The 25,989-nt window shown below is 42.7% G+C and carries 19 protein-coding genes; 3 read left to right on the top strand and 16 right to left on the bottom strand.

The window, feature by feature from the left end; all coding sequences use genetic code 11:
* Positions 1-207: 207 nt before the first annotated feature.
* The 12 genes from ACRD6K_RS00355 to ACRD6K_RS00300 all read right to left on the bottom strand — a co-directional run bounded on the left by ACRD6K_RS00355 (position 208) and on the right by ACRD6K_RS00300 (position 18,733).
* Positions 208-1,632 carry an alpha-L-fucosidase gene (locus ACRD6K_RS00355; protein ID WP_430971625.1) on the bottom strand — a complete coding sequence of 475 codons (1,425 nt, stop codon included), beginning with the start codon at positions 1,630-1,632 and terminating at the stop codon, positions 208-210.
* Positions 1,633-1,717: 85 nt separating this feature from the next.
* On the bottom strand, positions 1,718-3,499 hold the full coding sequence (locus ACRD6K_RS00350) for a RagB/SusD family nutrient uptake outer membrane protein (RefSeq protein WP_430971624.1): 1,782 nt from the start codon (positions 3,497-3,499) through the stop codon (positions 1,718-1,720).
* 18 nt (positions 3,500-3,517) lie between these two features.
* Positions 3,518-6,982 (bottom strand): TonB-dependent receptor, encoded by a 3,465-nt coding sequence (locus ACRD6K_RS00345; RefSeq protein ID WP_299584370.1) that lies wholly within the window; start codon positions 6,980-6,982, stop codon positions 3,518-3,520.
* 73 nt (positions 6,983-7,055) lie between these two features.
* Positions 7,056-8,102, bottom strand: coding sequence for a FecR family protein (locus ACRD6K_RS00340; protein WP_430971623.1), 1,047 nt, complete (start codon positions 8,100-8,102; stop codon positions 7,056-7,058).
* A 70-nt stretch (positions 8,103-8,172) separates the two neighbouring features.
* Positions 8,173-8,754, bottom strand: coding sequence for an RNA polymerase sigma factor (locus tag ACRD6K_RS00335; RefSeq protein ID WP_430971622.1), 582 nt, complete (start codon positions 8,752-8,754; stop codon positions 8,173-8,175).
* A 140-nt stretch (positions 8,755-8,894) separates the two neighbouring features.
* The gene (locus ACRD6K_RS00330) at positions 8,895-10,196 is read right to left on the bottom strand and encodes a Gfo/Idh/MocA family protein (RefSeq protein WP_430971621.1); all 1,302 of its coding nucleotides are present in this window, start codon (positions 10,194-10,196) and stop codon (positions 8,895-8,897) included.
* 216 nt (positions 10,197-10,412) lie between these two features.
* Positions 10,413-12,086: a RagB/SusD family nutrient uptake outer membrane protein gene (locus ACRD6K_RS00325; RefSeq protein WP_430971620.1), complete on the bottom strand. Its 1,674-nt coding sequence runs from the start codon at positions 12,084-12,086 to the stop codon at positions 10,413-10,415.
* 21 nt (positions 12,087-12,107) lie between these two features.
* Positions 12,108-15,299: a SusC/RagA family TonB-linked outer membrane protein gene (locus tag ACRD6K_RS00320; RefSeq protein WP_430971619.1), complete on the bottom strand. Its 3,192-nt coding sequence runs from the start codon at positions 15,297-15,299 to the stop codon at positions 12,108-12,110.
* A gap of 164 nt (positions 15,300-15,463) precedes the next feature.
* The gene (locus ACRD6K_RS00315; RefSeq protein ID WP_430971618.1) at positions 15,464-16,483 is read right to left on the bottom strand and encodes a FecR family protein; all 1,020 of its coding nucleotides are present in this window, start codon (positions 16,481-16,483) and stop codon (positions 15,464-15,466) included.
* A 56-nt stretch (positions 16,484-16,539) separates the two neighbouring features.
* Positions 16,540-17,139: an RNA polymerase sigma factor gene (locus tag ACRD6K_RS00310; protein WP_430971617.1), complete on the bottom strand. Its 600-nt coding sequence runs from the start codon at positions 17,137-17,139 to the stop codon at positions 16,540-16,542.
* A 130-nt stretch (positions 17,140-17,269) separates the two neighbouring features.
* Positions 17,270-17,989 (bottom strand): head GIN domain-containing protein, encoded by a 720-nt coding sequence (locus ACRD6K_RS00305; protein ID WP_430971616.1) that lies wholly within the window; start codon positions 17,987-17,989, stop codon positions 17,270-17,272.
* A 24-nt stretch (positions 17,990-18,013) separates the two neighbouring features.
* Complete coding sequence (locus ACRD6K_RS00300) at positions 18,014-18,733, bottom strand: head GIN domain-containing protein (protein ID WP_430971615.1); 720 nt, start codon at positions 18,731-18,733, stop codon at positions 18,014-18,016.
* 421 nt (positions 18,734-19,154) lie between these two features.
* Here ACRD6K_RS00300 and ACRD6K_RS00295 point away from each other — a divergent pair, with 421 nt between their 5' ends.
* From ACRD6K_RS00295 to ACRD6K_RS00285, 3 genes are all read left to right on the top strand, one after another.
* Complete coding sequence (locus ACRD6K_RS00295) at positions 19,155-19,655, top strand: response regulator (protein WP_299584387.1); 501 nt, start codon at positions 19,155-19,157, stop codon at positions 19,653-19,655.
* A gap of 288 nt (positions 19,656-19,943) precedes the next feature.
* Positions 19,944-20,189: a GIY-YIG nuclease family protein gene (locus tag ACRD6K_RS00290; protein ID WP_299584390.1), complete on the top strand. Its 246-nt coding sequence runs from the start codon at positions 19,944-19,946 to the stop codon at positions 20,187-20,189.
* A gap of 99 nt (positions 20,190-20,288) precedes the next feature.
* Positions 20,289-20,783 carry an SPOR domain-containing protein gene (locus ACRD6K_RS00285; RefSeq protein ID WP_430971614.1) on the top strand — a complete coding sequence of 165 codons (495 nt, stop codon included), beginning with the start codon at positions 20,289-20,291 and terminating at the stop codon, positions 20,781-20,783.
* A 201-nt stretch (positions 20,784-20,984) separates the two neighbouring features.
* Here ACRD6K_RS00285 and ACRD6K_RS00280 read toward each other — a convergent pair whose 3' ends face one another.
* The 4 genes from ACRD6K_RS00280 to ACRD6K_RS00265 all read right to left on the bottom strand — a co-directional run bounded on the left by ACRD6K_RS00280 (position 20,985) and on the right by ACRD6K_RS00265 (position 25,883).
* Positions 20,985-22,142 (bottom strand): methionine aminotransferase, encoded by a 1,158-nt coding sequence (locus ACRD6K_RS00280; RefSeq protein WP_299584396.1) that lies wholly within the window; start codon positions 22,140-22,142, stop codon positions 20,985-20,987.
* Between the two features lie 88 nt (positions 22,143-22,230).
* Positions 22,231-22,956: a DNA repair protein RecO gene (gene recO, locus ACRD6K_RS00275; RefSeq protein WP_430971613.1), complete on the bottom strand. Its 726-nt coding sequence runs from the start codon at positions 22,954-22,956 to the stop codon at positions 22,231-22,233.
* A 15-nt stretch (positions 22,957-22,971) separates the two neighbouring features.
* Positions 22,972-25,299 carry a type IX secretion system anionic LPS delivery protein PorZ gene (gene porZ / locus ACRD6K_RS00270; protein WP_430971612.1) on the bottom strand — a complete coding sequence of 776 codons (2,328 nt, stop codon included), beginning with the start codon at positions 25,297-25,299 and terminating at the stop codon, positions 22,972-22,974.
* A complete protein-coding gene (locus tag ACRD6K_RS00265) occupies positions 25,296-25,883 on the bottom strand; it encodes a non-canonical purine NTP diphosphatase (protein ID WP_430971611.1) in 588 nt (195 codons plus the stop codon). Before ACRD6K_RS00265 ends, porZ begins: the two co-directional genes overlap by 4 nt.
* Between the last annotated feature and the right edge of the window lie 106 nt (positions 25,884-25,989).

Raw genomic sequence — 25,989 nt, 5'->3', positions numbered from 1 at the left:
ATTACATCGCTGGGATCGCGGCGCGTTACGCCGGCTTCGTAACCAATTCCAGTAACTTCTTCGAAAGTAAATTCTGTATTTGAAAACTTTTCCTTTATTGATTTAATTGATTGACCTGCTGAAGAAAATGAATATAAAAGGGCAAGACCAACAATTACAATGGTTACTATTTTTCTCATCTTTTTCATTTACAATAATCCGGTTTCCTCAATCTTCAACATTGTAGACAGTAAATTCCTTAATCTGCGGGGTCCCCCTCGATTCAGAAATTTGCAGTCGTATTTTAGAAAAATCGATCGCATCAAAACGATGGATAAATTTATGCCCGATACAAGAACCTTCAAAGATCGTTTGCCAGCCATTTTTAGTCTTTCCTTCCAAAACAAATTTCCGAACACGCTCTCCTTTAGCAATATCTTCCAATAAAACGATCTGATTTACTTTTTGCGTTCTAGGAAGCTTCAGAGTTAATCTTTCTCCGGTTCCTGAAGTGGTAGCAACCGGACTTGAGAACCTTCGTTTTATTTCATCGCCAAATTCTTTCAGGCGTTTTACATCCGGTTCGGGCATTAAACCATCCGGGTTAGGCGTTACCCCCAAAATCAGGCTGGTGTTATGACCAACTGATTTGTAGTACTTTTCAATCAATGTCTCCAACGGGAAAATCGTACTTTCACGGTTGGGCTCCCAAAACCAATCGTGCCCTCCATTGCCTCTTAAAGGAGCATCGCTCATAGCAGGCATGAAATATTTGCCATCCGGGACACCGGTTTTTAACATCTGAAAATTATTCGCATAGATCTCCTTCTTGGCTGATTCTCCCGCACCTGTGGAAGGATACGGAAATGTACTCCAGCAAGGATACGGAACCGTTCCGCTTTCACTGCCTCCCCAGCGCATGTCGGCTCGTTGCAGGTTGTGGTAAAACAGACAATTGGGCTGGTATTTTTCGAAAACCGATAACACATCTGGGCCTCCTTGTTCCGGACCATGAGCACCACCATCAAACCAAACCATTGCCCAATCTCCATAGTTGGTGAAAATCTCCTTTACAATTTTTTCGATCATGGTGTTGTAATGCTTCTGCCTGTTTTGTGCAAACTCATTAGCGCCATGCACATTAAAGTCATGAATACCGTAAAAAGCATTCCAACGCGTACCAATATATACACCGGGAAGTATCCCATATTTTTCGCATGAGGCTTTAAAATCGCGCAAAATATCGCCTTTACCATCCTGCCACTTCAAAGCTTTCATACAATAGGGGGTGGCATCGCTTTGATGGAAAAAGAATCCGGTTTCGTGGCTCACGGTAAAAATGGCGATTTTAAACCCTCCATCTTTTAACGATTTAATCCACTGGTCCATGTCGTACTTTTGCGGATTAAAGCTATTATAATCCTTTACGGGTGTAATTCGCGCTTCTTTTTGCACATAAAATTCACCGTCAAAAACATGCAAATCCCAGCAAACCAATGCTGCCAGTTCGGCATTTTGCCACTGAAGCTGGGGCGGGGTTGGTAGCGGAAGTTGTGATTGTGCTATGGCTTGATTAGAGCAAAAAAATAATCCGATGAAAAAGATCCAAGCCTGTAACAAAAGAAGGTAACTTTTTAAGTTAGTTGCATTCATGACTTTGGTTTTTATTAGTAGATAAATATTGAGCCTTGCTGCATCACAATTACACAACAAGGCTCAATTTAATATTATAATCTGGTTAATATCCTGGATTCTCAGGAGCCAGATTTGGATTATTTGAGATTCTGGAAATTTTTATCGGCATATAATAATGCTGCGAACCAAAATAGCGGATTCTTCTATCACTATCATCCACCACATTCACTTCGTATTTCTTAGTATCCCAATCGAAATAAACTTTCATACCTCCACGTTTTTCACTTAATTTTTCTTCAGCGATACGCCAGCGACGATAATCCCAGTATTTGTGATCTTCGAACATTAATTCTACATCTCTTTCATGAACGATATCATCAAAAGTAACTGTTTCCAATGCCGGCATTCCTGCTCTTTCCCTGATCTGGTTTAGGGCAGCCAGTGCTTCTCCCGGTTTATTCAATTCGTAAGCAGCTTCTGCCTGATTTAGCAATACTTCACCGTAGCGGTAAATAATCTTATCTACGTCGTCTTCATTATCCTTAACCTGAGTGCCAAGAGGCTCATTCAGGAATTTTTTGATTGTCAAACAAGTTCTGTCCTGGAATCTTGACCAGGGAGATTTAGCGAACCATTCGAATCCATTGTATTCGCCTACTAACTCCTGCTGAGTATTCAATACTCCATCAACATAAGTACCATCGTGGCAATAAATAGGATAACCGGCAAACATAGCTCCCGGGTATATAACAGAGGCATGGAAGCGAGGATCTTTGTCTTTCCATAGCTCATCAAAATCTACCAGTTGATCGCTTTCAAGTAAAGAGCGGTCATCCTGACCTGATCTTCCATCAATATAATCATAATCCAAGGCTACTTCTAAGTAGACCATTACTTCTGCTCCCCAGGTTACTCTTGTTTCAGTACCCGGCCATGCAAATTTCGAGAAGTTGTGGCCCTTTTTATCAAGTCCATTAAACTTCTCAGCAAAAATTACCTCAACATTGTCTTCATCCAGAAATAACATCTGATAATTTGTTGCTTTATCAGACTCAGCGTTGTACAAAGCATAGCCTCCATTTGCTATTTCCTTTGATGCATCGTATGATTTTTGGTAGTACGATTGAGCTTCAGCGGATGGAATACCCAGCAGTCCATTTAACTGTACTTCTCCATACTTGGCAATACTCCCGGCATAAAGCATGGCACGCGAACGAAATGCGTAAACAGCATATTTATTTACCCGACCATTGCCCATTGTTGATGCGTCGGGCAAAATCTGAATAATTGCTTCCGTTTCAGCATCGATAAAATCATATATTTCCTGTTCGGAGTTTCTCGACACATACAACGTTGAATCCGTTTCACTTTCAGGAATATCCTGCGCTTCCGTAATTAATGGAACTCCACCATATCTTTTAACCATTTCGAAATATGTGAAAGCACGTAAAAATCTGGCTTCAGCAATCCTTATTGCTTTCAGGTCATCATCCATTCCAGAAACATTTTCGGATGCAGAAAGCTTTTCGATAAACTCATTAATATTACGGATATGAGAATACTGCCACAGTGAAACGATTCCATCATCGGATGAAGTCATTAACTGATGATCCACATAGTTGGCCTGTCCGTACCAGTCACCACGGTCGCGGGCCTCACCTCCCAAAAGCATTTCCCGCATAAATTCGTATACGTACCCTCCACCATGGTACTTAAAATAGGTATTAGCATACAAACTATTAAGATTTGCATTTACAAGAGGGGCGCTAGTAAATACTGCCGATTCGGCAATTTTATCCAGAGGCTCACGGTCTAAAATTGAATCCTGGCACGAGTTCCCAATAAAAACAATAGCCAGTAAATATAGTATTATCTTATTTTTCATAATAGGCAGCTTTTTCTGTTATTCTAATGTAATGTTCAAACCAAGCGAGAATGATTTATACTGCGGAATATAACGTCCGTTGTAATTCCCACCACGTTCAGGATCAATCTCAAAATCTGATAATTTATCAAATGTCAGCAAATTATATCCAGCAAAATAGACCCGAGCATTTGAAAGTCCTTTCACTTTATTGAGTAGGCTCTTTGGAAGCGAATATCCAATGCTTAAATTTTTAAGGCGGATATATCCGGCAGAGAAGGTGTTTATTGTTGAGGTTTTTGAGATATAACCACCGGCACCGGCACCGTCAGTCAGGCGCGGAAACTTAGAATTTGGATTTTCAGGAGTCCAGCGACCATCGAATAAAAACTGGGGTATATTTCCACCATCCTGTCCACCGCCAACAGGGAAAAGCATATGATCACTAATAACGATATCATAGTTTGTTGCACCTTGCCATAACATCGAAACATCGAAATTTTTCCAGTAAGCATTACCATTTATTCCGTACATGATTTCAGGTGTACTTCCGCGCCCTATTTCAACTTGGTCTCTCCAATCAATCACACGATCATCATTTTGATCAACATACTTTGGTAGACCTGCAGCCAAAGTGCTGTTGGGACTTGCTGAATTATCATAGTTAATTCCTGATGTTTGAGTCCAAGCAAGGTCTTCGTCGGTTAACCAACCATCCACTTCGTATCCGTAACGGATGTTGGTCCATCGATCGGTTTTTGTGTATAGCCTGGCTTCATCTTCGTCTTCGTATTCCTGCTCTTCAACCCGAACATATTTAGCACGTGTCCATGAAATATTTCCTGAAAGGTTGTATTTGAAATCGTTGATCTGATTCGAGTGTTTCACTACGAGTTCGAATCCTCGGTTGTCTATAGCTTCCAGATTCTCCTGTGGCAAAGTCGCCCCAAAAGTATTGGGTAATGTAGATAATCGAGTGGCAAGAATATCGTCTCTCAGGCGGTAAAAATAGTCGAACTCAACTCCTAATTTACCCCGCCACAAAGAAACATCCAGCCCGGCATTGTAATTTGTCATGGTTTCCCAAGTTACATCAGGATTAACCAATCCATCCGTGACAATTGCTTTTTCAGTTATACCATCCATCACATATTGACCTGAGAAGGAATAAGTTGTCAAATATTGATAGGCAGCTGCATTACGATCGTAACCTGTTTGACTATATGATGTCCGAAGCTTCAGGTTATCAATTGCCGGAATGTATTCCTTGATAAAGTTTTCTTCCGACATTCTCCATGCCGCCAAAACACTAGGGAAAGTCCCCCACCTTACGTCGGGGCTAAACCTTGAAGAACCATCAGTACGTATCGTTGATTCTAAAAGATACTTGCCTTTATAATCGTAATTTAAACGCCCCACATAACTTACATTCCCTTCTTCGTAAGCTGTTCCTGACAAGGTCTTTGTTTCGGGATTACCTGCGAAAATCTGATCAATAGCAGGTGAAATAAATCCTTTTATTGTACCCTGTATTTGGTTCGTCTTGTAATCAATAGCTTCGTATACTGCCAGTGCTTTAACATTGTGGTCGCCGAACGAACGGTTATAATCCAATTGAAACTGATAAGTCAATCGTTCACTTTCATAACGTTTGTCCAGAAAACCGTAATCCTGATTTTGAGTAATCGGGTTATAATAAAGATCGTTCGCTTCATCGTAACGCCATGTTGTAAAAGGGATTCCAAAGTTTTTATTGTACTGGCTGTCACCAATATAATTTACTCTACCCAGTGCCGACAGTCCCTTTATAAAAGGCATTATGTATTTCATACTCATGGCACCTGTTTTATAACTTCTCAATTGTTTCTTATACCCTGACAGATCAGCATTCGTTGTATTGGTCAGGGTATTGGCATCCCAGCCAGCGTAAGGAATCTTGGTTGGATCAGGATAAGACGAAGGATAAAATGGCATGGAAGTACGTATACTCATCCAAATTTGATCTTCACCAACCCATGTATCTCTGATATCTGTATTACGTACAGACAGATCCAAACCTATATTCAGGTTTTTTGCCACGTTAATATCGATATTGGAGCGTACATTATATCGATTCATCTTTGAATCGTCGGATTTATAATAACCAATCTGGTTGGTATAAGCAGCTGAGATAAAGTACCCAACTCGTTCGTTTGCTCCCGACACACTAATATTGTGATTCTGCATTGGAGAATATTTGTTTAGAGTTGCATCAAGCCAATCGGTATTTGGCGTTGCTCCATTACGCATAGCTTCAATATCGGCATCAGTGTATTTTCGATCGCTTGCAAATCCCGGTATGGCATTCCAAGCAGCATATACGTATTCTTTTCCATTGCGCTCATCAACTTCTTTTCTGAAGTCTGCAATTTCATTACTGGCCTGTGCAAAATCCCATGTGCTAAGCCATTGAGGATATGAGGTAGGAGTTTGAGCTGTAAAAGAAGAATTTACTTCAATTCTAGGTTTACCCGTTTTCCCTCTTTTCGTTGTTATTAAAATAACTCCGTTACCAGCTTTAGAACCATAAATTGCAGCAGAAGCATCCTTTAATATGGTAAACGACTCTATTTCATTTGGGTCAATATTGTGATAGTTCGCTTGTTCAACACCATCCACTATAATTAACGGAGAACCATAATTACGAATACTTATGCTTGGTGCAGCACCTGGTTTACCGGTATTTTCTTTTACAACCAATCCGGCCACTTTTCCTGCCAGGGCCTGACCCGAGTTAGCAATAGGAACTCTAACCATTTCTTCACTTCCAATAGTCGCAACAGAACCTGCTAAATTGGCTCGCTTTTGCACCCCATACCCTACGGCAACAACCTCTTCTATACCAATGGCATCTTCCGCCATAACCACGTTGATCGTTGATTGATTGCCAATAACAATCTCCTGAGTTCTCATCCCAACAAACGAGAATACCAATGTTGCATCATCTGCTACATTGGAGAGGGAGTAGTTTCCATCAAAATCAGTAACAACACCAATGGTTGTTCCCTTCACCACTACGGTGACTCCAGGAAGTGGCTGCCCCGACGAATCCGTTACATTACCAGATATAGTCTTTTGTTGAACCGTTCTGTTTTCAGAACTGGATAAAACAATTTGTCGTCCATCAATTTTATACGACACATTCGTTCCTTCAAATAAGGAGTTCAGCAACTGATCAATTTCAGCCTCCTCAACCTCAATATTGACCTCGCGTTTAACATCGACGACACTACGGCTATATAAAAAATAGTACTCTGTCTGGTCTTCAATGGATTGCAAGGCCTTTTCGACAGTAGCATTAGTCAGGTGGATCGAGATATTGGCTGTTTGCGCATAGCTGGTTGCCGCAAAAACCTGAGCAACTGCCAATAGAATGAATAAGCACGTAATTTTCATGTACATGAGCATTTTCCGAATCCGGGGATATAAGGCACCTCGAATCGGCAGATTCAACTTTTTTTTCATAAATTTGGGTTGTTTTATTTATAATAAATCAATATGGCCTGTCGCGAATGTGCAAGATTCCGTCAGGCTTTTTTTATTTCATCATAAGCTCTATTTTTTGTCGAATTTGATTATCTGAATGAATTGATTTTATGCGATATTGTATGGACAATGCGCGAGTAATTAATTCAAGGCATTGCTCCAATTTCTCATTTTCAAGGGTGCAGGTTAGCTCATACGATTTCAGGTTTGGGCTGTTGATTGAGATGTCAACATTGTACCAACGACTCAGCTTTTTTACTGCAAGGTCCAATCGCTCATCATGCATGACTAATTTACCATCTACCCACGCAGCAGCATTTTCAGGATTTACTTTCTGTTTCAATAATTGTTTGCTGGCCGCGTCAAACTGGATTTGCTGTCCGGGATCAAGTTCAATTTTCCCTGCCCTTCCATTCAAATGAATTTTCCCCTCCAACAAAGTAGCCTCAAAATACTGATCATCAGTATAGGCATATAAATTAAACTGTGTCCCTGTGACTATCGTTTTCATAATGGGGTTATCTACCACAAAGGGTTTCTTCGAATTGGTGGTCACATCAAAGAAGGCCTCGCCATCAACAAACACCTCTCGTTGATTTCCGGAAAAAGACTCCGGGTACTTAAAAAGGGTCCCGTCGTTTAGCCAAACCTTCGTACCATCAGGTAAAGTCAGCATGGTTCGAGTTCCCGGTTTAGTGTATATCTCGCGCATGGCAGGCACCTCAGCAAACCTGGAAAAACTGCGGTCAGTGTTGAAATAGAAGTAAGCAGTTAAAAGAAGTACAGGAAGAATTAATATGGCAGCTATTCGTGAGAACTGCTGAACGAGACGATGCGATAAAGTCTTAGCTTGAGTATTTTGAGATTCCGCCTGCACGGATTGTGTTTTGATACGGTAGTGCAGTCGATCCAATAAAAGTTCAAAGTTTGGCTTTTCCCCTTTCAGTCTGATTTCCGAATGAGCCCATATTTCACCCAATAACCGACGAACTTCTTCCTCATTCTCTGGATTTTTCATCCAATTTCTGATCTCTTCTGATTGCTGATCAGTTGTTTTTCCTTCCAGGTATTCTTTAAGTTCGGTGTAATTGAAATTCATTGCATAGCTCTTTAAACATCTATACTACGAATCCAAATGCCTATCACCCCTATTCGACCAAGAAAAAAAATTAATAAAAGGTGATAAAATAAAAAAGAAGCCCTAAAATACCATTTTTGCGAAGCTGTTCTTTCAAGGTTTTCAAGGTAGCGGTCATTTGATTTTCAACCGTTTTTATCGAGATATTTAACCGACTGGCTATTTCCTTATTCGAGTAGCCTTGCACCCGACTGAGCTTGAAAATTTCTTTTCGTTTTTCTGGAAGTCCCTCAACAATCTGATCGACTAGAGTATGCATATCATTAAATTCGATGCTCAAGTTCGTTTCGTTCGATGCTTGTAGCATCTCAGTTCCGACCACATTCATTCTATGTTTTTCCGATTTTTCCTTTCGTAGCCAAGAAATTGTTTCAGAATAAGCAATTGAAAAGAGGAACGATTTAATGGATCGAAACTCATCCAGCTGAGCACGTTTTTCCCAAATCTTCATAAAAACCAACTGAGTAATCTCTTCTGCGATATAAGGTTCTTTCGTAATGCTTCGTGCAAAACCATAAAGACTTTCAGCATACTTTTTAAATAAGGTGTCAAAAGCTGAAAAATCATCATTTTTCAAACGTTCAACATAGCCCCTATCTTCATCTCCACCCATTTGAAAAGTTTATCGATTCAAAACAAAAGTAGAAAATTTTAAGTGCATCCTCTTAAATCGAAAAAATTACTGACAGTTTCATCTAAACAAAAAGCCCCGACACAAAAGCTGAGGCCTTATTTGCTTTCTATAATATCGAATTAAAAATCCGTAAAGTCCCACTGCCCCCGGAACGGACGCGTACGCATCAGGTTGGCAAATTGGTCGTTCTTAAATTCTTCTTTCTTGGGGTCCCAACTCAGCGGACGTTGAAGCTCGTAGGCAATGTTTGCCAGGTTACACATCGAGGCTGTCCGGTGACCAGTTTCTACATCGGAGATCGGTTTTTCACGTGTTCGCATGGCCTTCACCCAATCCTGGTAATGATTGTCGCTGTAATAAACCCGTTCATCTGTCTCCTTCAGCGCTTGTTCAGCCAACTTCTCGTTGGGGAAAGTGCGTAAAAACGACCGGCTGATTTCCACTTTCCCTTCGGTACCTATAAACTGAACCGCGTTAAAATCGCCCCAATCCACATGGTTAACCACCACACCATTCTCGTACACCATTTTCAAACCACGCTTGGCTGGTTTTTCCGGCGGAATAAATTCAACAGGGCCCGATTCATCCATGCCCATGGCCCACTGGGCAATATCAAACATATGAGCCCCCCAATCAGTAACCATTCCACCTCCAAAGTTGCGGTAATTTCGCCAGTTGGGGTACACATCCACCTCAACCGGAGGTGCCAGTTCTGCATGGAAATCGCGATACAGCGATGGGCCAACCCACAAGTCCCAATTTAAAGCTTCCGGCGCTTTCTGGCTTGGCAGGTTGCATTGAATAACCGGATCTCCAACACTGACATTGATCTCCTTAATTTCGCCGATATAGCCATTTCTCACCAACTCCACGGCATGACGGAAGTTTCGCCACGAACGCTGCATGTTTCCTGTCTGAAAGACCCGCTTGTACTTCCGGGTAGCCTCAACCATTGCTCGTCCCTCGGCCACGGTAAGAGCCATTGGTTTTTCACAGTAAATATCTTTCCCGGCTTTGGCAGCATCAACCGCCATTTGAGCATGCCAATGGTCCGGGGCAGCAATCACGACGGCATCAACATCTGGATTGGCCAACAAATCGCGGTACTTTTCATAGGCCTGCATCCGGGCAGTAGCGTGGCCATTTTTTGCCAGAGAAGTTTTGGCCTGTTCAACAAACCGATCCAGCTTTGTTTTATAAACATCGCATGCAGCCACAGGCACCAGGTCTTTACAGTTGTCGGCAAAATAGTTCAGCAAAATACCACCTTGCTTTCCGGTTCCGATAAAGCCCAGGTTGATTCGGTCGTTGGCTGCAACAAAGCCTTTACCTCCCATTACATGACGCGGAATAATCGTAACAGCAGCTGCTCCAAGGGCTGCTTTTCCAAGAAAATTTCTTCGGTTTAATTTTTCATTCATACGTTTAGTCATTAATGCATTGCAGGTTATGCTTAAAGGTAGGTAAATTTTGCGTTTATCACCCCCACTGCATTCCAGACTCTTTTTAACAAACCGAACTTCTTTCCCAAAACCTGGTTTTACGATAGCTTCTCCATGAAATAAAAAAGCACCACCTTTCGGCAGTGCTTAATTTTAGGTTTATTAATATTTAGTTGGTTTAGAAAAAATCTTTGACTAGTAACCCGGATTCTGCTCCAGCGCATTGTTCCCGGACAACGCATTCTGTGGAACCGGAAAACGATTCAGGTGATCGGAACCGGAGGCCTCATGATCCCACCAATCTTCCGTAGTAAACATATTCCAGCGAATAAGGTCCGTTCTCCGTCTTCCTTCTCCCAGAAACTCGATCCCCCACTCATCAACCATGCGGTATTTATCCAGGTTGGCCGCTGTTACCGGGTTTGGATCCAGTCTGTCTTCAAAGTTACGTTCGCGAACCTCATTAATTAAGGTAACAGCAGCTCCTTTGTCTCCTGCACGAAGTTTACACTCAGCAAGCATGTAATACGTTTCCGTTAAACGATAAACCGGGTCATCTGCCCCCCAACGCAAGGATTCATCATCAAGGTTAGGGAAAGGTGCTTTCACCAGGCGCACTCCGGTATTTTCCTCACCGTCAGCCATGCTCGACCTCAGCGATTCAATATTTGGATACCCTTCTGTACCAACTTTGGCAAAGCGGGCAACCTGGTCAACAAAATAAAGAACTTCTCCCTTGTATTCCTGCGTACCAATACTCTTCCCATAAGGACTTTCCTGTCTTCCAACCAGGAACATGCCTTCGTATTTACCACCTCCGTTGTAGACATAAGGTTTCTTTCTTAAGTCGTTATCATCAAACTTCTCGTAAGGTTTACCCAGTGCAAATTCGCTGTAGATTTCTCCGGTTGGTTTGCGTGAAGGCTGCATATGAGCACCATTCCAGCCACCGCCATCAAGCCCGAAGTATTTTTCTGTTTCGTAATGATAGAAGTAGTTGTAGAACCAATCATACTGCAGCTTATTAAACTCTGAAGGTATCGACCAAATGATTTCAGGTGATTCATTGTTGTAGAAATCATGCGGGCCAAACCAGTCCTGATCCAAAGAATAATCCCCATACTCGCCATCAATGATATCCTGACAAATTGCAGCACAGGCATCAAACCGGTCTTCACCAATATAGGCTTCAGCATTGAAATACAATTGCGCCAACATCATGGCAGCAGCACCTTGCTTTATCGCTCCTTCTTCCACTTCGCCGCTTACTTTTTTAGGCAATTGCGGAATAGCCTCTTTCAGCATGGTTTCGATATGCTCAAAGGTTTCCTTATCGGTGCTTCGGGGGACATTTTCACCTTCGTTGGACGTAAAAATTGGCAAGCCTCCAAAATAGTCAAGCCCCCTTAAATAGAAATAAGATATCAATGACTGAAGCTGCATCAGGTGGTCGGCCTTATCTGTTTCGGTTAAGCCAACTGTGGTATAATCCAGTTTCTCCAAATCACTTTTGGTATCCAAAGCCAAAGCAACGCCCATCAGGGTTCCACGCCAAGCTCCCCAAATCCAACCATCATTGATGGTCCAATCGTGATAATGGTAACGGTAATTTTCACCCCCATTGTACCAGTGAGGGCCTTTGGTGGTAATGGCAAACTGATCGGCCGGATATTCCTGCAGGTTCCAGCGATGTCCCCCTTCGTACCAGCGCGCATGCGTAAATGGCCGATACAAGGCCGCTTTTACATCTTTCTCTGTTTTGAAAAAGGTTTCCGGCACCACAGCACTGTACCATTTCTCATCCAGGTTTGTACATCCAACACTTAATAGCAGCAGGACTGCCAGTAAATTCAAATATTTTAGTTTCATATTCTTTTGGTTTTATTAAGGTTAGAAAGTTAATTGAACACCCAAAGTCCATACCCGTGTACGCGGATAAATGTTATTATGCCATTCGAAGCCTGGCTCCAAACCATTCACGTTTGATTCCGGATCCATGCCCGAATACTTGGTAAGGGTGAATAAATCTCTTCCTGTCAAATAAATATTGGCGCTCTGTATTTGACTGATTAATGAGGTATCAAAATTGTAGCGCAAAGTCAGAGCCTTCAGCTTAATAAAATCAGCATCTTCAATCCAATAGTCACTCAACTCCTTCTCCCCAACAACATCTTTATGCTTATCAAATGCATGCTTCAATACGTTTTGCTCTTCTACATTCGGAAGGCCATAATACATATCGATGGTATTGTACACATCATGTCCGATCCAGCTTGTAAAAAAGGCATTCATCTCCCAGTTTTTATACCGAACACTGTGATCCCACGATAACCTTAACTTAGGAATGGCATTGCCCACAAAGTACTTGTCCTCATTTGTTTTTGTTTGCTTGGTTACATCAAAGGCGTTGCCATCTTTATCATACAGCATCCAGTTTCCTTCTTCGGTAAAACCGGCAAATTTCCAAACATAAAACTTTCCAATTTCCTGTCCGGGATACAAGCGAACAGCCGTGCCCGGAGAACCTGGAGCAGGAAAGCTAACACGATCCCAGTATGTTTGGCTTCCCCAAAGTGATTCAAGTACCGACTTATTGTGCGAAGCTCTAATCGTTGTGGTGTAGTTCCAGTCTTTACTGCGAACCGGATTGTAAGTCAACTCTGTTTCCCACCCCTTGTTGCGCAAACTTCCAACATTCATGGTTGTTTTATCGTGAACAGCCGGTGGTACAGATACTGATATATCATAAATCATCTGATCAACCTTACGGTCGTAGATATCAAACTTACCCGAGAGCTTGCTGTCGAAAAGCGTAAAGTCAACACCAATATTCAACTCTTTTTTCTCCTCCCACTGCAGATTTTTGTTCTGATTGTGGGCCGATCCATAGGCATAAACCCACTCGCCGTTAACAGGCCACCAGGTATCCGATTTGTACATCCGGCTAGCCACTCCAGGAGCAAAACTTTGATTACCTGTCACCCCGTAACCTCCACGGATTTTCAGGTCATCCACAAAGCTTAAGCCATCGGCAAAAGGCTCATTACTGATTCGCCATCCCCCCGAAATAGCAGGGAAAAGCCCCCAACGATGATCTTTGTAAAATTTAGAAGAACCCTCGTAACGGCTGCTTACCGTCAGCATATATTTGTCTTTATAAGAATAGTTTGCACGGGCAAAGAAGGCAATCAATCGCTCCCGCGGATCTTTCCATGAGCTCATTTTTGCTTTTCCATCCGACAAATAGGTTCCTTTTCCCATATCCCAGGCTTGAATACCATCAACGGGGAAATCATAATTCTCCATGCTAAACCCGTCGGCATTAAACTCCTGAAAACTGTAACCAGCAACCGCATTAATGGTGTGATCACCAATTTCGTTCAGATAGTTGGCCAACCATTCAAAGGTTTTGTCACTACTTTGTCCGTACCCCTGCTTGGCATGCCCCGCGCGACTGTTGTCCAGCGAGCCTTTATGCTGAGCTGACTGATAATAGATGTCCCGATACTGACGATTGCGAGTTGCCACCATAGCCTGAGAGCTCAGGTGAGGGGTAAACCTTAATTTCAGGGTAACATCGCCCAAGAAATAATGATTGGCAGTCTGATCATCACGAAGACGAATATCAGCTACCGGGTTGTAATACTCCCAGCCCCCGGTCCATACATTCAACCCATGAACCTGAGAATCATCATAAGGCGTAAGGGTTGGATTCAATTTCAAAGCCTGATTGAAAATACCATTGTGCGATTTATCGCTTTCTGTTTTTCGGTAATCGGCATGCGTAATAATCTCAGCAAAGCCATCCACCAATTCAAAGCTGGCATTAATGCGGCCACCAATTTCACTCTTCTGGTCTCCAATGGCAATTCCTTCCTGTTCTGATGTTAAGAAGGTGGCATAGATTTTTGATGTTTCAGAACCTCCGCGCAGGTTAATGTGATGACGCTGACGGAAAGGATTATCCACAGTCACTTCATCGTACCAGTCGGTCGTGTGTCCAAAATCCTGGCCCAAACCATTGGTAACAAATTCTTCAGCAGAAAGCACCTCCGGAGTTTTGCGGATCGTTTCAGTGGTGAATTCAGAGGTATAAGTTAAACGAATTTTTCCGGCTCTGGCTTGCTTGGTTGTAATCAGGATAACGCCACCTGCTGCACGTGTACCATAAATAGCACCAGCCGAAGCGTCTTTCAAAATATCAATGGATTCAATGTCTTCGCGACTTACCGAATTTAAACTTCCTCCGGGAATTCCATCAATTACAATCAGCGGACCTTGTCCGGCCAATACCGAAGCAACACCACGCAGCTGAACCGAAGTTGACGAGTTCGGGCTGGTTCCGTTATCGGAGTGAATGCTCAATCCGGTAACTTTTCCCTGCATGGCTGTTAATGGATTTCCGGACAATCCCGGGATCAGATCCTTATCTTTGACCGAAGTGATTGAACTGGTTACCTCACGCTTTTCCATCGTTCCGTAACCAACAACCACAACTTCTTCAACGCCCAAGTAATCTTCCTGCAAGACAATGTCAATATTGTCTTGATTTCCAACCATTACTTCCTGCGACTTCATTCCTACAAAGGAGAAAACAAGCGTAGCATTGCTCGCCAGGTCACTAAGCGTGTAGCGCCCGTCAATGTCGGTTACTGTTCCCTTCATTGTGCCTTTGATTAACACCGTAGCACCGGGAATGGGCTCATTGAGAGAGTTGGTAATCTTTCCCGATACACTCTTTTTCTGTTGAAGTAAGAAAGGATTGGTCTGGTTGGAGTCCTTGCCTTTTGAAATAACAATCTGCCTTTCGTTGATGGTATATTCCAGACCGGTCTCTTTCAGAAGATAATCTAACGTGCTTTCAATATTGGCATTCGATAGTTTTACATTCATCTTCTTATTTGCATTCATTTGTTCGTAGTTGAACAAGAAATAGAAGTCCGTTTGATTTTCTATTTCATTTAAAATTTCAACAATCCCGGCATCTTTCATATCCAGGTTAAGACTCGTTTTCTGAGAATAGGAGTCTACTGCCCACCCCTGAAGCACGAGAACAAAGAGCAATCCCAACGTTAATCTCATGATCTTGAAAAGTTTAGAGAAAGCACAGCTACGCCATGCCCTGACAATTAGATTTTTTTTCATAAATTTGAAAAGTTTGAGGGTTATAAAATTTTAATAACTCTTTTGGGTGATCAGGAAAGCGCCGCAATCGTTTTCCTGATCTTTTTTATTTCTACATATATTTATCGTTTTGAGATTATTACCTTCGTTTTTTCATACGTGCCATCCGGTAAAGGCTCTGTGTGCCGCACAAACCGGTAGCTGAATGTTTCTGTCAATTGCAGCAACTTCAATGCTTCTTCCAGATTTTCATGCGTAAACGTTGCCTTAAAATGTAATTGCTTCAAGGACGGATCTGCAATTTCAATATCCACTCCAAACCAATGTTCCATGCGCTTAACCACTTCCGGCATCGGGGCGTTCTCAAAAACAAGCTTCCCGTTAATCCAGTCCGCATAGCTTTCCACATCCACTTTTTGGTAGCTGAAATCGCGGGTGTTACTCCGATAATTCAGCAGGTAGCCGGCCTGCATTTGTTTTAGCTCTGTTCCGGCATCAGAAACGGTCACAGTCCCTTCTTTTAGAATAATATCAATCTCCGGTTCATCCTGATAGGCCAATACATTAAACTCTGTTCCTGTTGCTTTGATTTCAATTTCCCTGGCCTCCACAAAAAAGGGGTTTTCCACATCGCTTTTCACTTTAAAAAAAGCTTCTCCTTCCACGCGCACACGACGGTCATTGTTAAAAACCGCCGGATACCGAACTCGGGACTCACCATTCAACCAAACAGAAGAGCCATCGGGCAAACTCAATGAGGTATGAGCTCCTGATGGAGAAAACACCTCAACATAGACATCTTTCTGAAAAAGATATTCATTGAATTGCGCGTAAAGAAGTCCCAAAGCTAGTACAAGCGGGATAGCCAAAATCGCCGCAACTTTCGAATAAGAATGCAAGATCCGTTTTAGTAGTTTTGAATTGTTCTTCGGTGAAATCTGTTGCTCAATTTGTTGCTGAATGGCTGACAAATCCTTTCGTGGAGGTAAATCCTCCTCTTTATAATCTTCCCAGTGTTTTGCAAGCTGCTTATGCAGCTCCAAACCGGAGTCATCCACCAAAACCCGCATTTTAAGATAATCATTGCGCGAGTAGGTATTGTTAAAGTAGCGACGAATTAAATCACCAGAGCCCATATTCATTACATAGCATGTTTTACTAGTAATAGCCTAAAAAGACAAAACACCCTTAGTGGAACTCAAATTTTTTTCTTTCCCAAAAAAATAAACAGCAAAAGGTCATTCATTCCATCCAGCCGGATTCGTTGGCGCAGGTGTTTTAAACCCGCCGTGAGATGCGCCTCTACGGTTTTTACAGCCAGGGAAAGTGTTTCGGCAATTTCTTTCACGGAGTAGCCCTCCAGCTTGCGCAAACTGACAATTTCTTTTTGCCGTGGAGGAAGTTCGTTGATCACTTGGCTGATGTATTGTAGCAGGAAATGATAATTGGCCCGATTGGCAGTTTGCTGATCGAAATGTACGAGTTCGCCAGCCAGTTCATGTTTCAGCTGCTGCTCTTTCATATTTTTGGTCAAGCGTTTGTGAATATAGCCAAAGGCAATCTTAAATAAATAGGCGTGCATGGAAAGCTCCGGTTCAACTGCTTTTCGACGCTCCCATAACTTCAGAAAAGTTTCCTGCACCACTTCTTCGGCGTCCTTTTCTGATTTCAGGTAACCCAACGCAAAAAAATACAATCGCTGGTTATAGGACTGAAACAACCGGTTAAAAGCGTCTCTGCTGCCTTTTTTCAGTTGAAGGATGTCTTCCGGGTTAATATCACAATTTTCTTTTGACAAGAGTTCTGGATTTAGCTGGGCAACAAATATATATTTTTTACTGCATTTCAATAATGATGAAGTTCCAGTGTCTTTAAAAATAAAAAGGGGCACCTTACGATGCCCCTCTCAATTGTATCAAAATCAATAACTAATATTTGTAAACGTCTCCTCCACTGGATTCGCTAATGTCTTTTTTAATCGGATTGCCTTTGTAGCGGATGTCTCCCCCACTACTTGCCGATGCCCTTAGTTCTTCAGTGACATGCACTACGGCATCTGCACCGCTGGAAACATTCACCCAACAATACTTAGCCACCAAATCGCCGCAGGAAATGTCGGCACCACTGGATGACGAGGCCTCCAGGTTTTCAGTACTTCCGCTAAGTTCAGCATCTGAACCACTGCTGGTGTCCAACCAAACTGAGTTTGCCGTTAGGTCATCCAATTCAACATCGGCCCCGGAGCTAACAGCAATTTGAATTTCATCCAGGTTAAAGGCATTCTGAGATTCAACGTCAGCTCCTGCCGAAACATCCAACCGGTTTAAATCATCAAAAGTAACGTAGGCAGCCCGCTCTTTATCCCACGGCCAGCCTCTTTGCTTTTTCATGTAAATATGCAAAATCCCATCTCGCACTTCCGTTAGCACTTCATCAATAACATCAGGATCTGCTTTTACAACAACCTTCTCTGCATCACCCTGTGTTAAGTACAAGTCGATCCCGCTACTAACCGAGATGCCATGAAAACTAGCTGTTTTTCGGGTTTGTGTTCCGGTTCTTTCGCTACTGGCAAAGCCTGGAATTACAAGCAATACCCCGAGCAAGGCCAAAGCAATCATGCAAGAATAGTGTTTCATTGTCTTCATAAAGTTGGTATTTTTGATTTCTGCCTATTTTTTTGAAATATTTCCTCCCGAAGAGGTGCTGGTATCCACCGTTGACGGAGAACCTGAGTAATAAATTTGTCCGCCGCTGGAAGCTTCTCCCTCAAAATCCTCCGACACTTCTACATAGATATGAGCTCCACTTGACACATCCGCCTTACATTGTCGCACATCCAGCTTTTCGGCATTCAACTGGGCTCCGGATGAAGCCGTCAGCGAAGCTTCACGACTTTCTCCTGAAAGCCGGATTTGAGAACCCGCCGAAGCCTTTGCTTCCAACGTTTGGGTATGAAGCTGAAGTTTCTGCTGGCTTCCGGCGCTGGCTTTAGTTACCAGTCTTTTAATTCGTAGCATTCCATCGCTGCCTACCTGAGCTCCGGCCGTAGAACGAAGTTCTTCCAAATTGGTAAATTCAACCGTAACCAGAAGTTCTCGTGATTTTTTGATGCGTGCATCCGTAAAAACAGTCAACTCACCACGCTTCAGTTCGGTCCGGATCACTTCGTGCAAATTTTCATCGGCCACAACCGTTACCAGATTCTTTTCAGATTGAACAAGCATGACTTTCAACCCTGTGCTTACCTTAATTTTATCAAACTCACCAATTTCCCGGTATTCCGTAGTCACAATTCCGTTTCCTTTTATTGACGGACCTAAAAAAAAGCAGGAAGACATAAGAAACAAGGCCAAGAGAAAGGCGGATAAGTGAAGCAATTGCTTTTTCATATAAACGAACTTTAATTAATGGACGAAAAGATTTTGTTTTCGTTACACAAATAAAGAAAGCTTTAACGCACGAAGGTTTAAAATTTCGCTGAAGAGATGCTTTTCATCGGTAAACTGCGACCGCAATGGCTGCTGGGATTTAAAGCCAGCCGGCAAGCATGCACTTACCGCAAGCCAGAAGCTTCTTTTATTGACCTACCCTGTTTTAAGCCGGGCAGGTTACCATTTTTTCAACCGGATATGAAAAAGATGGCTCCGCTAACAATCTGAAAGACCTGCTATTGAACAGTTGTTTTTTAATACTTTTCTCGTCATTTCTTCCGTTACCAACTTATTGTGTTCAATTTTTTACTAATTTTAACAAAATTAATAGCACTAAAAGTCTACACAAAGGCACAATTAACTTATTATTCTTTAACCCATGCAAAATAATAAAAGCCCGTTAGTTTTTGTTGTTGAAGACAATCCGGTGTACAGCAAGCTCGTCGTAAGCTACCTGAAGACCAATAAGTTTACAAACACCGAAGCGTTTTCATCAGGTGAAGAAGTTTTAAAAGCCATGGAACGCCAACCTAAAATTGTGATTCAGGACTATTTATTGGACGGGATGAATGGCATTGAAGTACTCAAACAGGCCAAAAAAATTGCTCCTGATGTAGAGTTTATCTTTTTATCGGGGCAGGACAGCATTGACATTGCCATTAACACCATGAAATATGGTGCTTATGACTACATTGTCAAAGACCAAATGGCCCTGAAAAAAATGGTGAACAAGATGACTAAGATCCTATCAGTTGCCCAACTGGAGCGCAGCAATAAACGCTACAAAAAAGGGGTCGTTCTGTTTTTCATCTTTTTATCCCTTTTTATCATTGCTGTTATCACATTATCCATCTTGTTTCCACGAACATTCGGATTCTAGATTGCTTTAAAAAATTGTTTTCTGAACCGGTCAATTGAGGTGACTGGCAATTTTTCAATGCCTGAATATTAGATTTAATCCAAAAGGAAATCCTCTAACCTCCGGTCTTCGAATAAGTCAGCAGCCCTGCGTAAACGAATAATCCGGATAATCTCAAGGGGTGATTTGGTGGTTAACTGAACCAACTTTTTGTATAGGCTGCCCCGACTCAAGCCGCATTCCTAAGAATCCCGATACAGAAAACCCGTTTAACTGTCGGATATACCATAGTTTTCCTATTTTTGCAGCATGAATTATTATTCTTACGTCCTATATAATCAGGAATACCATCGGTTTTACTATGGTTTTTGCATGGACCTCAAGAAGGCGGAACAGGCTCATAACGAAGGGAAAATAGACCTGACAAAAGACTATTCCAATTGGTTGATTCTCTATCATGAAGGTTTTCCAAGCAAGCAGGAGGCCATTCGCCGAAGCCGATTTTATCGCAGCGTTGCCGGTCAACGCTACCTTAAAAACATTTTAAAATATTAGATTTCAACAATCTTTAGTTAATAACCTGTTATCCAAAGAACAATAAGCAGCAATGCTTTTTCGTATTTTTGAAAGTAAAATAAGTAAACCCAAAAAGTCATGAAAAAAATAATGGTTGCGGTTTTAGCCTTGGGAATAATTTCCTCTGGCTGTAAAGTTTTCCAAAAAGTACCAAAGGAAGAACCTGCAGAGGAAGTTGTGCAGGATAATGCAAAAGTATTTTCAGTTCCTAAAACCAAGTCAGAAATACGCGAAGAACCAACCTCTGACCGCATGTTTGAAGAAGAAGTTGAAAAGCCGGTACGAGTACAATCTGAAAACTTTTCGTTTGACCAAAAAGAAGATCAGGTCAAGAATGAGAATAAAAGTTTCTTTGTTATCATCGGTAGCTTTAGCAGCAATGCCAATGCCAACCGCTACAAGCAAGAACTGATCTCACAGGGATTCACACCCATTGTGTTGCACAGCGAAACGGGTTATTTCCGTGTTTGTGTTAACTCATTCGTTAACGAAGCAGAAGCCCGCAAACGCGTTTACCAAATTCGCAATGAATTTCCACAGTACGCTGATACTTGGTTGCTGATTAAAAAATAAGTCCGTTTACGGATCTTGAATTTAGGGTTAATAGCTGAACTGGCAATCGTTTCAACCGAACGAGCCAGCAACTGTTAACCCTAATTTTTTCCTACCGCAGTACAATCCCCGGTTCATACAACAGCTTCCGAAGGCCATAGCTGTCCCTTCCACCTGAAAAGGCAGACTAGACATCAGAAATACTGACTGGTGTAAAACAGATTAAAAGTCGGTTGTTGATGGCACTTGCAAGAGTTTTTCAGCGGCACGCTCCAAGGTATCATTCTCTTTGGCAAAGCAGACCCGGACAAAGTTAGACCGGTTCTTCTCATGACAGAAAGCAGATACCGGAACCGTTACAATACCAAAGTCACGTGCTAAACGCTCTGCAAAGTCAATATCGGGCTCATCAGAAACCTTCGAGTAATCCAGCAACTCAAAGTAGCCTCCCTGCGCAGGAATCACCTCATACAAGCTTCCTTCAAGCAGTCGGTTAAAATAGTTCCGCTTGCCTTGGTAAAGTTCTGAAATCTCTTCAAAAGAGTGATTTTGCGGCAAATAATCCGCAAGAGCATATTGCAAAGGAGAGTTTACATTATAAATTTGAATCTGCTGCATTTTACGAAATTCGCGCATCAGCTTTTCCGGAGCCAAACAATACGAAATTCCCCAGCCATTGATGTTATACAACGGGCCGAAGGACGAGACAACAAAGCTTCGCTCAATCAGTTTTTCATAGCGGGCAACACTCTGATGTGTCTGATTATCGAAAATCATGGACTCAAAAATCTCATCACTCAATATCGTAATGTTCGTTCCATTGGTCAGGCGCTGCAACTGGTAAAGGTCATTTTCAGACAATACCGAGCCCGTTGGATTATGCGGCGAATTCAGAATAATCATTTTAGTTTTGGCACTCACCATTTTACGCAGCTCATCCCAATCAATTCTGAAAGTAGGAGCTTTCAGTCGGACAAACACTGGGCGGCCACCATTTAAAATGATGGATGGCGCAAAAGATTCAAAAGCCGGCTCAAAAATTATCACCTCATCATCATCCTTCACCACGGCACTAATGGCAGTGTGAATGGCCTGATTCGTCCCGGCGGTAATGGTTATTTCCGTCAAAGGATTATAAACCTGTCCGTAGTTGACCCGAACAATCTCACTAATCTCCTTTCTCAAAGGCAAAATTCCTTCAAGTGGAGCATAATTGTTATATCCGTCATTCAGGTACTTGGCAGCCAAATCTATTAGCTTCTGCGGACATTTAAAGTCGGTTCTCCCAATGCCCATATCGACCGCGCCAGACTCTTCAACCCATTTGTTAATTGAAGAAAACACACTTGAGTTAGTATTGGGTAATTTCGATTGCACCATAACTAAGAAATAAGTTGGCAAAATTAATAAAAGAGCTGATAGTCCACCGAGAGTTCTCCAAAATTAAAGAATTATTCGTCACCAACAGCTATGCCAGCACTTCTTTTAAAACAGCTAATGATTTTAAATTGCCTGATAAATGCAGATGCATTTGGTAGTAAATCAGCAACTGGTTTAAAAGCACGGAGCGCTCACGATTGGTCATTCTAATCTGCTCAATCTTACCCAGATCGAACTGAAACAACTGCTTGAAATTAGCGGTAGTTTCGGCATTCATAAACTGATTATGCAAGGGTTCTGAGGCTATAAAAGCCGCTGTTTCCAAATCAAAAAACATGGTTTTTGCTGCAGATGGCGCTTGCGGAGAAACCCCAAGAAAAGAGGTCAGATGGAACAGAAAAGCCAAGTGAAAATTCGCAATTCCATCCTTTTTAAGGTCCAAAAGGGCAATGGCATGAAATAAAAAGTCAAACAGTTCAGCATTGGGTTCTTCCTCTTTCAAACATTTTAGCAGAACCTCGGACAAGAAAATGGCTTGAGAGCTTTTTGTCATTTCAAACGGCAAACTCTCAAAAGGCATGCTCATCCGAACATCTTTCAGACGCTGCAAATCACGTCCCGGACGATGATACACTTCCATGTCGAGCAAAAACAAAGGCTGAAACAAACTCTTGCTAAATTTTGCTTTCCGCTTTCGAACCCCTTGAATCAGGTACGACTGAATGCCGAACTTCTCGGTGTAAATCCGCGCAATAATGCTGCTTTCAGAATAATTGATGTGATGCAAATAAATGCCCCTTGTTTTTTCCAGCACGCTTGAATCTCCTGTTTAATGAATGAAAAGAATTTTAGTCGTAAAGGTTCGTTCTCCGAATTTATCGTTTCCAAACACCACATACACGCCGGTACTTACCCGGTTTCCGTTCAGGTTTTTCCCATCCCAGATTGCCTGTCCGCCAAGCGAAGTGGTTTGGCACACCAGGTTTCCGCTAATATCCGTGATTTTAATGTCCGTATCCGTAATTAAACCGGTAATGACAATATCCCCGTCATAATCTTCGCGTACCGGGTTGGGAAAAGCATACACGTCCGCATATTCACTTCCTCCTTTGGTTGCCTCGCCCCGGTAGGCAATGAGCCCTTCGGGTGTAGCAAAAAACACCTCTCCCGTTTGGTCATTAATGGCAATGGATTGAATGGTGTTGGACAAAAGCGGACTGTTGGATTTGTTGAAGCTCTTTAATTCCGTTCGGCCGTCTTCAGAGACCAAAAACACGCCCGAATTTTGCGTTCCCAGCCACTTTCGGTTGGCACCGTCAACAGCAATCGCCGTCACCCTCTGGCCGCGCAACAGCGGATGATAAATGCCATCATCCAGGTCCAGTCCCGGCTGCGATGCATAAAACGAGTTTTGTTCCCAAATTCCTTCCGGATCAAAATAAACAGCTACACCCTGCGATGTTCCAACCCAAACAGCATCGTCCTGATCCACCGCAATCGAATAAACGTCATTCATCCGGAAAAACTCCTCCCGGTCGCCATTGTTGAAATAGGCAACCAGCTGTAAACGCCTGCCCGCTGAGCCATCCGCTTTCCGAACATACAAATCGCGGCCCCGCGGCAATACAATCCACTGGTCATCATTTTCGGTTAACACAATCTCCCCGACATCAATGCCACCTATTCCTTCCAACTCAAACGATTCCCAATTCCCATCTGCCCGATAAACCGACAGCGGTTTTCCAACCAGTGAGTTGGTTATCCACAAGTTATTTTTTGAATCGAAAGCCATGCCCCCAATGCGAACATAGTTGGGGTTGGCATCTCCGGGTAAAGCGGTTTGCAACGAGCTATTAAACTGCGTAAAACGATTGACAAACTCCTTACCCTGAAACTCAACAACACCACCTCCCCAGGAGCCAAAAAACACATGATCTGCATTCCTCGGATCAACAGCAACAGTCACCAAGTCATGAAATCCACGCAGCTCCTCGTGGGTCCAACCATTAAACAACTGCCAGCTGCCATTCCGAAGCAATTGTCCCTGAGCGTCATTAAAAACGTTGTTCCAGGCACTCGTTCGTCCACCGGTGGTTACCCATAAATCCGTTCCATTTCCCAATAAGGAAAAAGCGCGATTATCCACAGGTCCCTTCGGAATGGTTAGTTCAGAATCATCCCCTTGCTGATGTACCAGCCCCGTCCAGGCATCGGCAACCCAAAGTCCACCATCTTCATCGCAAATGGCATCCTGAATATTCAGCGTAGCCACTTCACCTCCCGAAAAGGAGTAACGGCTTAACTGTCCTACCAATTCATCATCAGCGGTATAAACATGCAGTTGTTCCCCCAAGGAAATCAGCAATTGGTTGTGACAAGCCCGCAACCGGTTAACCGAACTTACCGCAGGCAAAAAACGCTGCCACCCATCACCCCTGTCACGGTATAGCTCCTGAACACTACCATCAGCACTGGAGTAACAGGCAATTAAGTCGCCATTAAAGAACTCGATTTGGGTAAAAGCCTCGTCAGCATGCGGAATGGTTTCCAACTGATTCCATTCATGAAAATCCTGCAAATTCGGCGAATTGGCATTGGCCCGAAATACCCCTTCCCGCGTTGCTGCATACAGGTAGGTCCCATCAAAAGCCATGTCCATCACCACTATGGGCGAGCCATTTTCTCCTATATAGTAGGTATCCTTTATCTCTAGTTTTTGAAGGTTGACTGCCACAATGCCAAAGCCGCACGAAAGGTAAGCGGTTGGTCCCGCCATCAAAATATTGTAGACGCTCTTATCTCCCTGAATTTGTTTTCGTTTGATATCAGAAAGATTAACAATTTCTTGCTCAAAAATCAAATCGAGGTTACTGTTCTGGTAAGCCAGCAAAACCACATTTTGCTCAATACTATAAGCCATTACATGTGGCTGAACATCCGACAAACCATTAATCTGATTGAGCTTATGCAGACTATTATCAGCACGATTATACGAAAACAGCCCACCTGCTGTGATACAATAAATCTGCCCGTCAGTTTCAATTACCTGCCGAGCAGATGTGTAGGACAGATAGTCGGTCCACTCGCCAACACCAACCTGTGCGGTCAGCGAAAGCGACAGAATCATAAACATCAGTGAGCTGAAAAGCTGTTTCATGCGGTTTTATTCAAGTTCTTCAGGTAAGCAACCAGTTTCTCAACGGCACGCCCCCGATGGCTAATCTGGTTTTTTTGGTTAGCATCCATTGCAGCAAAAGAGGCCGAAAAACCATCCGGCTGAAAAACAGGGTCATAACCGAATCCGGCATCACCTTGTTTCTCTTTCAGAATCTGCCCCTCAACAATGCCTTCAAACTGGGTTTCCTTTCCGTCAATAATCAACGAAATCACTGTTCGGAAGCGGGCAGTCCGATCTTCTTTCCCTTGCAACTGATCAAGCAACTTAGCCATATTCGCCTCAGCACACCTTGCTTCTCCGGCATAGCGGGCCGAATAAACTCCCGGCTCTCCGTTCAGCGCATCTACTTCAAGTCCGGTATCATCAGCAAAACAGTTAAAGCCGTATTTCTCAAAAACAAAAAACGATTTCTCTGCAGCATTTCCTTCAAGGGTTTCCTGGTTTTCGGGTACTTCTTCATTACAACCGATATCGGCCAGACTGAGCAACTGAATTTCATCGCCTAAAAGCTGTTGTAATTCGCGGAGCTTATGGGGATTGTTAGTAGCAAAAACAAGTTTCATAAATCAATTTTAATTGAAGCACAGCCTCAAAAGATGGGTAAATCAACATCTTATTGCAAGTCTGGCTCTTTATTATTCTTCATTCTTTTCGAAGTCAAATTTACAA

Source organism: Sunxiuqinia rutila (assembly GCF_050589705.1).
Classification (GTDB): Bacteria; Bacteroidota; Bacteroidia; order Bacteroidales; family Prolixibacteraceae; genus Sunxiuqinia; species Sunxiuqinia rutila.
The sequence above is the reverse complement of the archived record's forward strand: the minus strand, read 5'-3'. Positions and strand labels throughout refer to the sequence as shown.

Excerpts from the sequence above, each read along its gene's own strand:
- ACRD6K_RS00350 (WP_430971624.1), bottom strand. The coding sequence starts at position 3,499 with ATGAAAAATAAGATAATACTATATTTACTGGCTATTGTTTTTATTGGG.
- ACRD6K_RS00265 (WP_430971611.1), bottom strand. The coding sequence starts at position 25,883 with ATGAAACTTGTTTTTGCTACTAACAATCCCCATAAGCTCCGCGAATTA.
- ACRD6K_RS00355 (WP_430971625.1), bottom strand. The coding sequence starts at position 1,632 with ATGAATGCAACTAACTTAAAAAGTTACCTTCTTTTGTTACAGGCTTGG.
- ACRD6K_RS00325 (WP_430971620.1), bottom strand. The coding sequence starts at position 12,086 with ATGAAACTAAAATATTTGAATTTACTGGCAGTCCTGCTGCTATTAAGT.
- ACRD6K_RS00340 (WP_430971623.1), bottom strand. The coding sequence starts at position 8,102 with ATGAATTTCAATTACACCGAACTTAAAGAATACCTGGAAGGAAAAACA.
- ACRD6K_RS00285 (WP_430971614.1), top strand. The coding sequence starts at position 20,289 with ATGAAAAAAATAATGGTTGCGGTTTTAGCCTTGGGAATAATTTCCTCT.
- ACRD6K_RS00320 (WP_430971619.1), bottom strand. The coding sequence starts at position 15,299 with ATGAGATTAACGTTGGGATTGCTCTTTGTTCTCGTGCTTCAGGGGTGG.
- ACRD6K_RS00315 (WP_430971618.1), bottom strand. The coding sequence starts at position 16,483 with ATGAATATGGGCTCTGGTGATTTAATTCGTCGCTACTTTAACAATACC.
- ACRD6K_RS00280 (WP_299584396.1), bottom strand. The coding sequence starts at position 22,142 with ATGGTGCAATCGAAATTACCCAATACTAACTCAAGTGTGTTTTCTTCA.
- ACRD6K_RS00330 (WP_430971621.1), bottom strand. The coding sequence starts at position 10,196 with ATGAATGAAAAATTAAACCGAAGAAATTTTCTTGGAAAAGCAGCCCTT.
- ACRD6K_RS00335 (WP_430971622.1), bottom strand. The coding sequence starts at position 8,754 with ATGGGTGGAGATGAAGATAGGGGCTATGTTGAACGTTTGAAAAATGAT.
- ACRD6K_RS00295 (WP_299584387.1), top strand. The coding sequence starts at position 19,155 with ATGCAAAATAATAAAAGCCCGTTAGTTTTTGTTGTTGAAGACAATCCG.
- ACRD6K_RS00300 (WP_430971615.1), bottom strand. The coding sequence starts at position 18,733 with ATGAAAAAGCAATTGCTTCACTTATCCGCCTTTCTCTTGGCCTTGTTT.
- ACRD6K_RS00290 (WP_299584390.1), top strand. The coding sequence starts at position 19,944 with ATGAATTATTATTCTTACGTCCTATATAATCAGGAATACCATCGGTTT.
- porZ (WP_430971612.1), bottom strand. The coding sequence starts at position 25,299 with ATGAAACAGCTTTTCAGCTCACTGATGTTTATGATTCTGTCGCTTTCG.
- ACRD6K_RS00305 (WP_430971616.1), bottom strand. The coding sequence starts at position 17,989 with ATGAAGACAATGAAACACTATTCTTGCATGATTGCTTTGGCCTTGCTC.
- ACRD6K_RS00345 (WP_299584370.1), bottom strand. The coding sequence starts at position 6,982 with ATGAAAAAAAAGTTGAATCTGCCGATTCGAGGTGCCTTATATCCCCGG.